The following is a 13,886-nucleotide window of genomic DNA, read 5'->3' as shown; positions in this document are numbered from 1 at the left end:
AAATGAACAATGAGTAATCAGCTGTTTCCGGTAACGCTGTATCAGCGGTAAAAGCTGATAATGCGCGGGCCGACTTAGGGAGGGAGCAATTATGGCGGCATGTGAACGCCCCCGATGGTTGAAGGCAGCATTTAGGCCGATGCAACAATTTGGCCTATCATGAGGTCTTTCCTCTGAACGACTGATGTGATGACTGCCGAATCTGCCACCCTGCCGGACACCCTTGAAACCAGCGACATGCTTGAAATCGATGGCTTGCACGCTTTTGACTTCGAACTCAATGACGAGAAGTTGCTGATCACCGCCATGGACGGCCGTGCAGAAAAACGCTGGGCATTCAGCCTGGCCCAGGTGCAGGCGGCCACGTTCGACGACACCCTGCAAAGCTGGACCCTTACCGGTGAATCGGGCGAGCATCGTCTGATCTGCATGAGCGCTTTCACCGGCAACAATAACGGTGAGGATGAAGCCGATGATGATGCGTAAATTCTGGCCCCTGCTGATGGCCGGCAGTGTTGGTGCCATGTCGGTGCAGGCTGCACCGGCTGACACCTATGAACTGCTGGTGGGCAGCTACACTGCCGGTACCAGCGAAGGCATCTACCGCCTGCAATTCGACAGCCGCACCGGGCAGTTCAGCGGCAAGCCGGTGCTGGCGGCCAAGACGGCCAACCCGTCGTGGTTGACGGTTTCCAAGGACCAGAAGTACCTGTTTGTGGTCAACGAGAACGGTCCAGGCCAGAAAGACCCGGTGGGTCGTGTCAGCAGTTACAGCATCGACCCGCAAAATCATCAGCTCACCCTGATCAACCAGGTGCAGAGCCTGGGCAACGAGCCGACCCATTCCAGCGTCGCCGCCGATGGGCGTCACCTGTTCGTTGCCAACTATTCGGTACTCGAAGACCCGGGCGGCAGCCTGGCGGTGCTGCCGGTAGGCGCCGAGGGCAAGCTGTCGGCCCCGGTGCAGTTGAGCGGGCATCCGGCCAGCCGGGTAAATCCTGAGCGCCAGGCGTCCAATCACGTGCATTCTGTGGTGTCGTCGCCGGATGGCAAGTACGTGTATGTGCAGGACCTGGGCGCGGACAAAGTGTTTGTCTACCAGTACGATCCCAAGGCCAATCACGAATTGCCGCTGACGCCGGCCAACCCGGCCTCGGTGCAACTGCCACCCGGCAGCGGCCCACGTCATTTGCTGTTCAGCGCCGACGGCAAACACGCCTGGCTGACCACCGAAATGAGCGCTCAGGTCGCGGTGTTCGATTACAGCGATGGCAAGCTGACGCAAACCCAGCTGCTGGACTATGCCGCTGGCCAACCGGTGTCCGACAAGGCCGGCGCGGCGCTGCATGCGTCAAGCGATGGCAAGTTCCTCTACGTGAGCAACCGCGGTACCGCCAATCAGTTGCTGGTGTTCAGCATCGACCCGGCCACCGCGCACCTCAAGGAAATCCAGCGTCGCTCTGTGGAAGGTGATCACCCTCGCGAGTTCAGCCTCGACCCGAGCGGCAAGTTCCTGCTGATCGCCAACCAGAAAAGCAATGAAATCGTGGTGGTTGAACGCGACCCCAAGACCGGTCTGTTGGGTAAAACCGTGCAGCAATTGCCGATCGATGCCCCCAGCGACCTCAAGTTCCTGGTGCGTCAATAAGCCACAGGCCCCGCAGTGCGGGGCCTGAGCCTTTGTATTAATTCGGTTGATAGCGGCTACTGTTTCAAAGCATTTCTAAGGTTCAATCCTCGGGCGTAAGTTTGGTTCCAAGGCCTCCACCGGCCACCCAACCAAACGAACACAAGGGTTACCGCCATGAACTTGAATCTCTTCTCCATCATCGCCGCTTCCGCTGTTTCCGCTACCGTGGCATTGCCTGCCAGCGCCAGCGTGGAAGTCACTGACAAGAAATCCAGTGTCACGGCCTACACCCAGAAATACCTGCAACAGAGTGCCAATTTCTATGCAGCGCTGGATCACAAGACTCAGCACTGAGCTTCAGACTACAGAGTACTAATGTGGAAGGGAGCTTGCCCCCGATAGCCATAGGTATCTACACAACTTCAGTTCCCAGCCCTACGGTAACCACGATGCGAAGCGAGCCGCTCTTGATCTGCTTTTGATCTCAGGCGCCCCGTTAAACCACGCTGGCGGATTACGGGCACACCGAGCCTAGGCGAGGTGCCGAGTGGTGGGGCAAGAGCGTTTTGCTTACTTTTGCGCTTTTCAAAAGTGAGCCGCTGTAAAAGCGGAACCAATAGTAGCCGTTGCCTAAATAACGGATATGTACTCGGTTTGATCCGGCATCCTGGTCGGCCCTCAGGCCGCCATCGGGAGCAAGCCCCCCCACATTTAGTCGAGTAAGACTCAGGTTTTTGCCATCACCGCAATAAACAGCGGTGACTCCAGAAATTTCTGAAGCCACGCCTGCAACCGGTAGTACTGCGTCCCCGCAAACCATTCGCGATCCACATGGGCAAACTGCCGTACAAAGGGCACAAGCGCCGCATCTGCCAGGCTCCGGTGATCGGCAAGCAAATACTCCCGCTCTGTCAGCAAACCCTCCAGCTTGCGCAAAAACACCTCGCCCTCGGCCCGATAATGTTCCATCGGTTGCTCCGGGTAGCGTTCGGCGTACTTGTATCGATTCAAGTGATGTTTGAACACCTGATCGTTCTCGCTAATCAGCGCCAATACCGCAGGCTCACCCTGCAACAACCAATCCTCGGGATCGTGCTGTGCCAGCGCCCACTGCATGATCTCCAGGCTTTCTTCGATCACTCGGCCTTCGACGCTCAACACCGGCACCGTGCCCTTGGGCGACAGCGCCAGCATCTCGGTCGGCTTGGCTTTCAGGCTCACTTCGATAATGTCCACCGGCACGCCTGAATAGCGCAGCGCCAATCGCGCCCGCATTGCATAAGGGCAACGCCGGAACGAATACAGCAGCGCCTGGCTCACTTGACCTCCAGGGTGCTCAGGCCATTGCCCTGGCGCTTGACCTGGATTTGCACCGGGATACGCTCGTGCATTTCCTGAACGTGAGAGATCACCGCCACCTTGCGGCCCTGAGCCTGCAAACCATCCAAAGCGTCCATGGCCAATTGCAGGGACTCGGGGTCGAGGCTGCCGAAACCTTCATCGATAAACAGCGACTCGATCTTCAAGGTGCTTGAGGCCATGGACGCCAGGCCCAAGGCCAGCGCCAATGACACCAGGAAGGTTTCGCCACCGGACAGTGAGTGTACCGAGCGCAATTCGTCACCCATCTCCGTGTCCATCACCAACAGCCCGAGCATACTGCCGCCGCGTTTAAGCCGGTAGCGGCGCACCAGTTGGCGCAACTGCACGTTGGCATGGTGCACCAGCAAATCGAGGTTGTAGGCCTGGGCGATCTTGCGGAAGGTGTCGCCGGTGGCCGAACCGATCAACGCATTCAGGCGCGCCCAGCGCTGCCATTCTTCATAGGCCTTGGTGATCTGTTCGGCCAGGGCCTGGTTGGCGTCCTGGCGGCGTTGATCTTCGGCTTGGCGGGCGCGCAGTTCGGCGCACTGCTTCTCGCCTTCAGCCAGCTGCTGATTGAGCGCCGCCAGGGTGTGGTCCAGTTGATCGGCGTCGAGATTGCCGTTGTGCAAGGCCTGGTGTTCGGCCAAGCGCTGTTCGCGCTCTTGCAGCAGTACCTTGGCTTGCTCGACAGCTTTTTCGCTGCTGTTCAGGCCCTGGCGTAGCTGCGTGATCCGGGCCTCATCGAAGGCCAATAAACGTGACAGGCCCTGGTTATCCAGGTCGGGGTGCAGCGTGCGCCATTCATTGATGCGTGTTTCAAGCGCTTGTTGTTCCGCTTGCAGCGCGTGCTGGCGGTCCTGCTGGGCCTTAAGGTCAGCAGCCAGTTGGACCAGGGCCGTGTGCACGGTGTGCAGCTCGTGGTTGGCGTCGGTCTCGCTTTGGCGTGACTGCGCGACGGCCTGCTCCAGTTGCTGCTGCCAGTGTTCGGCGCTGGCGTGGTCGCCCAGCAAGGCGCTGAGTTTTTCTTGAACAGCTTGTTGCTGTGAGGCCACTTCGGTGACTTGCAGCGTGAGCGCGTCGAGCTGCTGCTGGCGATGTTGCTGGTGGGTCTGCTGTTTCTCGATGGCCTGCTGGCGCTCCTGCTGCTCGGCCAGTTCATCGCGCTGATGGCCCAACTGCTCAAGGCGTTGACTGACCTGCTGGTCGAGTTGCATGAAGGTCGCCGCAGGCTCACTGCGCAAACCCGCCAGGGTTTGGGCCGGCAACAGGGTGGCGAAGGTGGCGAGTTCTGCGTCGAGGCGTTCGCGGTCCTTGGCCAATTCCCGTTGCTGGTCCACCAGCAGCTGCCGGGCTTGCTGGCTGGCCTCCTGGGCGGCTTGCAATTGCTGCTGAAGGCGCCCGGCGTTTTGTTGCAGGTTGAGCAGGGCGCCCTGGCGTTGTTCGTCCTGAGTGAGGCTCTGGGTCAGTTGGGCCAGTTGCTGAGCCAGCCAGCCGCTGCGTTTGGCCGCGTCCTGGTTGAACAACGAAGCGGCCAGCGGATGGGCTTCCAGGCTCTGTGCCAGGCCTTGCTGGTGTATCGCCAGCTGTTCCTGTTGGCGCAGGAACTCCTTTTGTTCGGCGATCAGGCCACCGACTTCTCCGCGCAGTTCGTTGAGTTTTTCCTTGAGGTCGTCGACCGCCTTTTGCGCGGTGGCTTCTTCGTTCTCGTCATGGCGACCCAGGCTCTGCAACAGGGCTTCGGGCTGGTGATACGGATGCTCGTGGCTGCCGCACACCGGGCAGGGCTGGTCATCCTGCAATTGCGCGCGCAACTCTTCGACGCTGGCACTGCGGGCCAGACGCTGACGTTCCAGCAGTTGCTTGGTCACCGTGAGGGTTTGCTCAGCCACGCTGAGTTCGGCCTTGGTTTGCAAACCGCTCTGGTTCAGTTGCTCGCGGCGTTGCGCGGCGTCGGTGAGCTTTTGTGTCAGCGCGGCTGTCTGTTGATCCAGTTGCTGCTGGCTGTCCCACAAGCGGGCCAGGTCCTCGAAGGCACGCTGTTGCTTGCGATTATCCTGCAGCAGGCTGGCCAGCAACTGAATTTGCTCGGCCACCGCGTGGGGTTCGGCACCGGCTTCCTGGTAGAGCAGGTCGAGGGCTTCGCGCTGTTGGGTGAACTGATCGGCGGCGGCGCTGGCACGCTGTTCGAGTTGTGGCAGTTCGGCCTCGCCCTTGTTGAGGCGATTGCCGATCACCATCAGCTGTTGCAGACGGTCGCGGTAGGCGTTCCAGGCTTCGCTCAGCGGGGCAAGGGCGGCGCTGTGCTCAAGCTCGGCAGCCAGGCGGTGCAGGCGCTCGGCGACTTGGGTTTGCGTGTCTTGCAAACCCTTGAGCAGGGCGTGGCCTTCGTCGCAGGCGCTTTGCTGTTGTTGTTTTTCTTCGCTGCGCTTGGCCAGTTCCCGGGTCAAGTGGGCGAGGGTGTTCTGTTCTTCAACGGCCTGGCGCAGCAGGGGAGCCGCCTCGGCCTGGTTTTTCAGGGCATCGACCAGCGCCGTTTGGGCAGCCAGTTGCTGTTGTTGCGCCTGGTCCTGGCGGGTATGCAGGGCGACTTGCTGCTCAAGCTGTTGCTGAATCTGTGCCGCGAGTGGCGTCAGCAGGGTGCCGAGTTCAGCCTGGCGCAGGAAGTGATGACGTTGCGGTGCCAATTGCTCCAGGCGATTGAGGTCCTGGCGTTGCGGGCCTTGGTTGTCCCACTGCTGCTGGGCCTGCTGCAATTGTTCGACGGCGCTGAGCTGGCGCTCTTGCCACTCACGCAACTCTTTAAGCCAGGTGTGCTGCAACTCCAACTGCTTGAGCTGGGCCTGCTGAGTCTTGAGTTGTTGCTGGGCCTCGGCCAACTGTTGATCGAGTTCGGCGCGGGCTTCAGGGAGGAGAGGAGTTACACCATTGGATTGGGTTTTTAGGTCCTCATGTATTTTTTCGGCTTCTTTGCTTTTGCTGAATGCTCGCCTGCCAAGATGGCTATAAATGGCTGTGTTGGTGAGCTTTTCCAGCAGATCGCTACGGGATCTATCATCCGCTTTAAGAAAAGCACTGAACTCGCTTTGAGCAAGCATAACGGCCCGGGTGAATTGCGCGAAGTTCAGCCCAAGCTTTGTTTGAATCAGTAGCTCAGCTTCCTTCTTTTGGCTAGCGAGTAACTGATTGGTATCTAGGTCATATAGGCTATGACGCACTGCCTGGAGGCGTCCGTTGGATTTTTCACGAGCCCTGTTTGCTTCCCAGCGAGCTCGATATCGATGTCCATCAGCGCCGACAAAATCTACTTCGGCGTAGCCGCTTCCGGTTCCGCGACGTAAAAGAGTTCTCGGATCGTCTGTACCTAACTCGGCGTCAACTTCCGGAATTTTACCTTCTTTACCTAAGTTGCCCAGGCGCGGCGCCGCGCCGAACAACGCCAGGCACAATGCATCAAGCAGCGTGCTTTTACCCGCGCCGGTCGGCCCGGTGATAGCGAACAGGCCCGCACTGGCCAGGGGCTCGGCGGTAAAGTCGATCTCGAACGGGCCGGCCAGGGAGGCGAGGTTTTTCAGGCGGATAGCGAGGATCTTCATGGCTGTTCGCCCTCCTGTTGCACTTCCTGGAGCAGCACGGCGAAATCCTTCAGGGTTTGTTCATCCACTTCGCTGCCATAGCTGTCCTGCCAGGCGCGGCTGAACAATTCCTGGGGCGTGAGCTGGTCGAGTTCGATCAAGCGCTCATCGTCGCTTTCGCTGTTGCCGCGCTGGCCGGCGTATTCGGCGGCGATGCGCACCAGGCGCACGGCTTTGCCTTGCAGGGCGGTTTCGATCTGCTGGCGCAGGTCTGGCTGTGGTTCGTCGAGGCGTACCCGCACTTCCAGCCAAGGGTGACGTTGGGTTTCGGCCAGCAGGTCGATGTCGGGCAGGTCGTGCAGCTGCTTGAGGATGTCCGCCAGCGGTGCGGCTTCCAGGCGTTGCAGGTTGACTGAACGGGGGATCAGCAGCGGTTCAACACCCACCAGCCGTTCGCCCTGGAACGTCACGTCGAGCACCTGGTGCTTGTAGCCAATCTCGGAAAACGACAGTGGAATCGGCGAGCCGCTGTAGCGAATGCGCTCTTCGCCATTGACCTGTTGCGGCTTGTGCAAATGGCCGAGGGCAACATAGCCGACGGTTTTGTCGAACAGGCTGGCCGGCAGCGCCTCGGCATTGCCGATGATCAGGCTGCGCTCGGAGTCTTCCGATACCGACCCCCCGGCCATGTGCGCATGACTGATGGCTATCAGCGCCTGGCCTTTTTTGCGTTTGGCATTGGCGGCGGCGATCAGCCATTCATGCACCTGGCCGATACCCCGCAAGTAATCATCGCCCAAGTGCGCACCGGTGACTTCCGCCGGGCGTAGAAAAGGTAACGCCAGGCACCAGGCGGCAATCTTGCCTTTGGCATCCGGCAAGGGGATCAGCAGGCGTTCGGCGTCCAACTGGCCATCATCGAGCCACAACACCCGGCCCAGGGCATGAGTGCGCAGGCGGCGCATCAACGGCGCGGGCAGCTCGATACGCGAGCCGGAGTCATGGTTGCCGGCGATCATCACAATCGTCAGCGTCGGGTTTTGCTCGTGGGCGCTGATGATGAAGTCATACAGGCGTTCCTGGGCCTTGAGCGGCGGGTTGACCGTGTCGAAAATATCGCCAGCGATCAACAGCGCATCCGGGCGCTGGGCCTTCAGTTGGCCCAGCAGCCACTCAAGGAAACAGGCATGTTCGAAGTCGCGTTCCTGGCCGTGGAGGTTTTGGCCCAGGTGCCAGTCGGAGGTGTGAAACAGACGCAAGGCGAACTCCGTGGAGAAGATGAAAAGGAGGGGAGTTTACCTGTAACACGCACGCAGTGCCTGCAAGTGGCCCAGACCCGATATAGAAGAGGACTTGCCCCGATGACGATGAGTCAGATATGGATTAACTGGCTGATCCACCGCCATCGGGAGCAAGCCCCCTCCCACATGAGTTTGCGGTATTACTTGGGATACAACGGCGGCAAGCTGGTGGTGTCGGTCGCCGGGTCTTGCTCGCGTTCGGCCACGGGGATGGCCTTGATTGCACGCCACAGGTCTTCACCCAGCCAGTACTGGCCGCTTTCGCTGTACAGCGCGCCGTTCAAGCCATCCAGGGCATCTGACAATGGCACAAACCGCGCCGCCATGTCGGCCAGGGTTTCCGGCTGTTGACGCGCCCAGGCATCGAGGGCCTGGCGGGTGGCTTGCGGATCGTTGGCCTGGGTGGCGCGCTTGAGGTCGTCGAGCAGGGTGCGTGGGCTTGGGCCGGTTTGCGCGGCGCGCTGTACGGCCGGCTGCCGACGGGCGCGCCACCACAGGCCGAAGCCCAGCAACGTGGTGCAAGCCAGGATCAGCGTGCTCAGTTGCCACAGCCACAGGCGCTCATCGTCGGGTGCAGTGATGATGGTCGGCGTGGCGGGTGTGTCCACCACCAGGCTGGGATTGACCGCCACTTGCATAGTGCGCGCCGGCAGGGTGGTGCGTTCCAGGTGATCTTCGTGGGTGTTCCACCACACCACTTCCACCGGCGGCAGTTCCAGCTCGCCGGCGCGGGTTGGCACCAGGGCTTCGCGGTCTTCACGGCTGCCGATCAGGCCGCGGTCGCTGGTCTGGTTGCCCAGTACCGGTTGGTCCGGGTAGCGGCGCAGGCCGTTGACGTCGGCGCTGGGCAGCGCCGGCAACTGTGCGCTGGATAAGCCCTCGGCCTGCACGGTGAGGCTGCGGGTCAGAGAGTCGCCGACCTGCACGTGGTCCGGCGTAGGGTTCCAGCCTTCGCTCAGGGTCAGGCTGCGCGCCGGCAGCCAGGGAGCGTCGGCGGGGTAGAGGTCCGGCTTGGGTTTGATCGTCAACGGCAGGGCTGCAGAGCTGACGTGGATCATCTTGCCCGGCTTGGTGCCCTGCAGTGTGTTTTCCTGGGGGGGGCGCGATTCGACCAGGGTAGCGCTGAAGGTCTGCGCCGGAATTACCACCGTGCCGCTGTGCTGGGGGTAGACAGCGTAGCGGGTCTCGATCACGCCATGGCGGATGCTGTTGATGACCTTCTCATAGGTGCGCGACTCGCCCAGTTGTTCGACACGGGCATCGGGGATCTGCAAGGGCGTGAGGCTGCTGTCGTCATACAGCGATACCGAGTGGTACACGCGTACGGTCAACAGCGCCTGGGCCTGGACGTACACGGCGGTCTGGTCGAGGTTGGCCTCGATAAATACCGGGGCCAGTTCGGTGCTGGTGTTCTGGCTGGCGGTTTCGACCACTTGCAGGGTGATCGGCTGGGTCTTGAGTGCGCCCACTTGCAACGGCGGGATGACCACGTTGCCGTTTTCCTTGGGCAGCAGGGTGATGATCCAGCGGGTGGTGGCGTGGTTATCGCCGCCCAGGGTGGTGAGTTGGTTGATCTGGCGGGTGCCGCTGACTTCGAACTGTGCGTCCAGGGGCGACAGGTCCGGCTTGCCGAATTGGGTTACATCGCTGGACTCCACCGTCAGCTCCACCGTTTCCCCGGAGTTGAGGCGGTTACGGTCAACGCTGGCAACCAGGTTCGCCGCCTGGGCGTGGCCTGCCGACAACGCGAGCAGAAGCAAAAGGGTGGTGCGGCGGCTCATCGAGTCGTGTCCTGATGTTGTTGCTGTTCGTACCAGAATTTGCGCCGCAGCAGTTCGCCGGGGTTGTCCGGGATCTCTTGCAGCCATTGCTCCAGCGCTTGGCGGCGCTCGCCTTCAAGGCGGGTGTCGACAGGGCGCAGGGGCGGCGTGGTGGTGTGCTCGTCGCCCAGTTCGCTGCCCGGCACTTCATTGTGGCCTGGCTGTGGGGTGGCGCCGGCCTGCGTTTCACCGCTGCTGGCTTCGCCCTGGCCCTGGGGCGATTGTTCGCCACTCTGGCCCGTTTGCCCGCTGGCCCCCGGTTGCGCAGTTTGGCCGGGTTGGGGGCTTTCGTCATCTTCGTTTTTTGCAGGCTGGGTCGGTTCGGGCTGGGCTTGCTCTTGCATCAGGGTTTCAACCAGGGCCTTGTTTTTCAGCGCCGGTTGCAGATCGGGCTGGGCTTCCAGGGCTTGCTCGTAGGCGTCGATAGCGGCTTCGAGTTCACCGGCTTTGGCCAGAGCATTGCCTCGATTGTAGTGGGAATAAGCGTCGTTGCCTTGGGCAAAACGTTTGATCGCCTCGGCGTAATTGCCGGCTTCGTACAGGGCTACACCTTGCCATTGCGGGTCTTGAAAGTGTTCGGCGGCTTCGGCTGGGCGCTTGTGCTTGAGCAGGTATTGGCCTTGCTGGTCGGGGCGCAGCCACAGGTCCTGAAGGCCAAAGGCGTAACTGGGTTGTGGTGCGCCCAGCAGCAGCAACGGCAGGCAGAACAGCCAGCCGCGACGCCCGGCGCAGGCGGCCAGCAGTAACAGCGGCAGCAGCAGCCAGTAACCCTGATCGGCCCAGGTGTCCAGGTGCAGTACTTGGCCGTCGTTGCGCAGGGCTTGTACGCTGTCGAGCATACCCAGTTGGCGCAGGTCCTTGTCATCCAGGCGCGCTGCACGGTAGCGGCCACCCATTTCACTGGCGAAGGCCTTGAGCGTCGGGCTGTCGAGGCGTGGCACCAGGATCGCGCCCTGGTCGTCCTTGAGGAACTCGCCGCTTTCCTGGGTCACCGGTGTGCCTTCACGGCTGCCGATGCCGAGGATCGACAAGGGCGGTGCCTGGGCGCTTTGCAGTTGCAGGCGGATGCCCTGGCGCTCCTGTTTCGACAGCGAGGAGCCGATCAGCAGCAGGCGCCCCTGGCCGAGCCCGCCTTGCTTGAGCAGGCCGAGGGCTTTTTCCACGGCCAGATCGGCGCGATGGCCGGGCTCGGGCATGATCGAGGGGCGCAGGGCCTCCAGCAGATTGCGGCTGGTGGCCAGGTCGTCCGACAGCGGCACCAGCGTATGGGCGCTGCCGGCATACACGACGATGGCGGTTTGCGCATCGGTGCGTGCTTGCAGCAGGTCATACAGCTTGCGCCGCGCCTGCTCCAGACGGTTGGGCGGGCTGTCGGTGGCAAGCATTTCCGGGGTCAGTTCCAGCAGTACCACCAGCGGGTCAGCGGGTTTCTGACTGGGCTGTTCAACCCGTTGCCAACTGGGCCCCAGCAACGCCAGCACGGCCAACAGCCAGGCGATGCCCAGCACCACCCACGGCGATTTGCTCTCGCGGCCGTTGCCGCCACTGAGCAGTACGGCATGGAAGGCCGGTGGCAGGATCATCTGCCAGCGGCCGGCGCGCTTTTGTCGGTGCCACAACTGCCACAGCAACCAGCCGAGCAGCGGTAGCAGCAACAGCCACCAGGGCCGGAACCAGTGCGGCCACAGGGCGATCATCGACGTCTCCGCAAACGCAGGCGCTTGAGGCGCTGGCGCCATTCAGGGTGTTGTTGCAGGAAGATCCCTCTGCTCGACAGCTTGTTGAACCCGCGTTGCAAGGCGTTGTTGGGCCAGCGTTCCTGGATCACCAGCAACAGGCTCAAGATCAGCGCCAGCGCCAGCGGGCCGCTGTACAACGCCTGGGCCGGTCGCGCTTGGGTGGGTTGTTGTTCGACGGGCTCCAGGGTGTCGAGGGTCTCCTTGATCTGCTGCAGTTCTTCGCCGTCATGGGCGCGGAAATATTGGCCGCCGGTGGCCTCGGCCAACGCCTTGAGCGCCGGTTCGTCGAGGTCCAGGCTCGGATTTACGCCGAGAATGCCCAGGGAACCGGTTTGCTCCGGGTCGGCGCCAATGCCGATCGGGTAAATCTTCACGCCTTCTTCGGCCGCCAGTCGCGCTGCCGTCAACGGGTCGATCTGCCCGGCGTTATTGGCGCCGTCGGTGATCAGGATCAGCACACGGCTTTGCGCCGGGCGTTGGCGCAGGCGTTTCAAGGCCAGGCCGATGGCATCGCCGATAGCGGTATTCTTGCCGGCAATGCCGATACGCGCTTCATCCAGCCAGGTACGTACGGTGCGCCGATCGAAGGTCAGCGGTGCCTGCAGGTAGGCTTGAGTACCAAACAAGATCAAGCCCACGCGGTCACCTTCGCGTTCTTCAAGAAAGTCCCCGAGCAGGTGTTTGACCAGGGCCAGGCGACTCACGTCCTCGTCTTGCCAGTGCATGTCGGGAAAATCCATGGAGCCGGACACGTCGACCGCCACCAGCAAGTCCCGGCCACTGGCGGCAATCGGTAAAGGTTCGCCAAGCCATTGCGGGCGTGCGGCGGCGGTCAGCAACAGCAGCCACAGCACCACGAAGGGGGCCTGCTGACGCCAGCCGGGCAGGTTGGCCCGGGCGCGGCGACGGGCGAGGCTTTCGAGGTCGCTGAGGTAGCTGACTTTCAATGCCGGCTCGCCGCTGTCGGCCACGGGCAGGATCAGGCGCATCAACCAGGGCAATGGCAGCAGGGTAAAGATCCACGGCCAGGCGAACTCAAACATGTTTGCGAATCCAGGTGTCGACAGCCTGGGTCAGGCCGGCGATGGCTTTGTCATCGAGTTTGCATTCGGGCTTGTAGGCGCCTTCCACCAGTACCATCCAGCGTGTCAGGCCGGCGGCGGGGCAGCGGTTGTCGAGGAAGGCCAGCCATTTGCGGCCGTTGAGGGTATGGCTCTGGCTATACGGGTAGTCGTTACGGCACAGGCGCTTGAGCAGGCCGTTGAGTTGTTGCAGCCAGGCACCTGCGGGCGCGCCGTCGTAGGGCTTGGGCATCAAGGCCAGTTCGGCGAGGGCGGCGATGCGCAGCGGGTCCAGCGGTTGTTCGGCGCGGGCCACGGGGCGGCGCGCTGGCAGGAAGCGGCGCAACCACCACAGGCCCCAGCCGAGCAGCGGGATCACCAGCAGCAACAGCCACCAGCCGGGCGCAGGCGGCCAGAAGCCGATGGCCGGCGGGGCGATCAGCGGTTGCAGTTGGTCCAGGCTGCTCATTGTTTTTTAACCGGGCGTTGCGGGTTGAGGTACTCGCGCAATTGCTCGACCATTTCACTCTGTGTGCTCAACGGCATCAACAACACCCGCAGCTTTTGCGCGAGCCGTTCCCAGCGGGCGATACGCGCTTCGGCCTGGGCTTTGTAGGCCTGGCGCAAATCAATGTTCAGGGTGTCCAGTTCCAGCTGTGCGCCACGTTCTGCGAAGCGCAGTAACCCGGCGGCGGGCAGGGCGTGATCAAGGGGGTCGGAAATGGGCAGCAGCAACAGGTCGCAATGTCGCGACAGCAGGCTCAGCTGTTGCTCGGCGCTGTCAGTCAGCGCCCGTTCATCGCAGATCACAATCCCCAGGCTGCCCGGTCGCAACACTTCACGGCCACGGCGCAAGGCCATGCCCAGGGCGTCAGCTTCGGGGCGGCTTTCGGTGTTCAGGCTCTGGTTGACCCGCACCAGGCGGTTAAGCAGCTGCAACAGGCTTTGTTTGCTGCGTCGAGGCTTGATTTCGTAGTGCTCGCTGTCGCCGAACACCAGACCGCCGACCCGATCGTTATGCCCCAGGGCCGCCCAGCCGATCAGGCTGGCCGCTTGTGCGGCGAGCACCGACTTGAACATCTGCCCCGAGCCAAAGAACAGCCGGCAGCTCTGCTCTACCATGATAAAGATTGGCCGTTCGCGTTCTTCGTGGAACAACTTGGTGTGCGGTTCCTGGGTGCGCGCTGTCACGCGCCAGTCGATGGTGCGCACGTCGTCGCCGGCCTGGTACACCCGCACCTGATCGAAGTCCACACCGCGCCCGCGCAGCTTGGAGTGGTGCAGGCCGATCAACGGGCTGCGCTGGCCGGGCGTGGAGAACAGCTGCACTTCGCGCACGTGGTGACGCATCTCAATCAGTTCACTGAGGGTTACGCGTATACCATCGCTGGCGTTCAT

11 protein-coding genes are annotated in these 13,886 nt (G+C 62.0%); 3 read left to right on the top strand and 8 right to left on the bottom strand.

Annotation, left to right across the window (positions count from 1 at the left end; translation table 11 throughout):
- Positions 1–189: 189 nt before the first annotated feature.
- From QMK52_RS22650 to QMK52_RS22640, 3 genes are all read left to right on the top strand, one after another.
- The gene (locus QMK52_RS22650) at positions 190–486 is read left to right on the top strand and encodes a DUF5629 family protein (RefSeq protein ID WP_320403451.1); all 297 of its coding nucleotides are present in this window, start codon (positions 190–192) and stop codon (positions 484–486) included.
- A complete protein-coding gene (locus tag QMK52_RS22645; RefSeq protein WP_032803498.1) occupies positions 473–1,648 on the top strand; it encodes a lactonase family protein in 1,176 nt (391 codons plus the stop codon). The genes QMK52_RS22650 and QMK52_RS22645 overlap by 14 nt, the downstream gene beginning before the upstream one ends.
- Positions 1,649–1,804: 156 nt before the next feature.
- Positions 1,805–1,984, top strand: coding sequence for a hypothetical protein (locus tag QMK52_RS22640; protein WP_005787847.1), 180 nt, complete (start codon positions 1,805–1,807; stop codon positions 1,982–1,984).
- Positions 1,985–2,356: 372 nt separating this feature from the next.
- Here QMK52_RS22640 and QMK52_RS22635 read toward each other — a convergent pair whose 3' ends face one another.
- The 8 genes from QMK52_RS22635 to QMK52_RS22600 all read right to left on the bottom strand — a co-directional run bounded on the left by QMK52_RS22635 (position 2,357) and on the right by QMK52_RS22600 (position 13,886).
- Positions 2,357–2,950: a glutathione S-transferase gene (locus QMK52_RS22635; protein WP_005787848.1), complete on the bottom strand. Its 594-nt coding sequence runs from the start codon at positions 2,948–2,950 to the stop codon at positions 2,357–2,359.
- Positions 2,947–6,588 carry an AAA family ATPase gene (locus QMK52_RS22630; RefSeq protein ID WP_320403450.1) on the bottom strand — a complete coding sequence of 1,214 codons (3,642 nt, stop codon included), beginning with the start codon at positions 6,586–6,588 and terminating at the stop codon, positions 2,947–2,949. The genes QMK52_RS22635 and QMK52_RS22630 overlap by 4 nt, the downstream gene beginning before the upstream one ends.
- A complete protein-coding gene (locus tag QMK52_RS22625) occupies positions 6,585–7,826 on the bottom strand; it encodes an exonuclease SbcCD subunit D C-terminal domain-containing protein (protein WP_122733831.1) in 1,242 nt (413 codons plus the stop codon). Before QMK52_RS22625 ends, QMK52_RS22630 begins: the two co-directional genes overlap by 4 nt.
- Before the next feature lie 182 nt (positions 7,827–8,008).
- On the bottom strand, positions 8,009–9,649 hold the full coding sequence (locus tag QMK52_RS22620) for a BatD family protein (protein WP_005787853.1): 1,641 nt from the start codon (positions 9,647–9,649) through the stop codon (positions 8,009–8,011).
- Positions 9,646–11,385 carry a tetratricopeptide repeat protein gene (locus QMK52_RS22615; RefSeq protein ID WP_005787854.1) on the bottom strand — a complete coding sequence of 580 codons (1,740 nt, stop codon included), beginning with the start codon at positions 11,383–11,385 and terminating at the stop codon, positions 9,646–9,648. Before QMK52_RS22615 ends, QMK52_RS22620 begins: the two co-directional genes overlap by 4 nt.
- Positions 11,382–12,470, bottom strand: a complete 1,089-nt coding sequence (locus QMK52_RS22610) for a vWA domain-containing protein (protein WP_005787856.1) — start codon at positions 12,468–12,470, stop codon at positions 11,382–11,384. Before QMK52_RS22610 ends, QMK52_RS22615 begins: the two co-directional genes overlap by 4 nt.
- Positions 12,463–12,957, bottom strand: coding sequence for a DUF4381 domain-containing protein (locus QMK52_RS22605; protein ID WP_003190798.1), 495 nt, complete (start codon positions 12,955–12,957; stop codon positions 12,463–12,465). The genes QMK52_RS22610 and QMK52_RS22605 overlap by 8 nt, the downstream gene beginning before the upstream one ends.
- The gene (locus tag QMK52_RS22600; protein ID WP_005787858.1) at positions 12,954–13,886 is read right to left on the bottom strand and encodes a DUF58 domain-containing protein; all 933 of its coding nucleotides are present in this window, start codon (positions 13,884–13,886) and stop codon (positions 12,954–12,956) included. Before QMK52_RS22600 ends, QMK52_RS22605 begins: the two co-directional genes overlap by 4 nt.

It is taken from the genome of Pseudomonas sp. P9_2, assembly GCF_034008255.1.
Taxonomy (GTDB): domain Bacteria; phylum Pseudomonadota; class Gammaproteobacteria; order Pseudomonadales; family Pseudomonadaceae; genus Aquipseudomonas; species Aquipseudomonas synxantha_A.
Note: the sequence above shows the minus strand (reverse complement) of the source record. Positions and strands in the feature narration are given on the sequence as shown.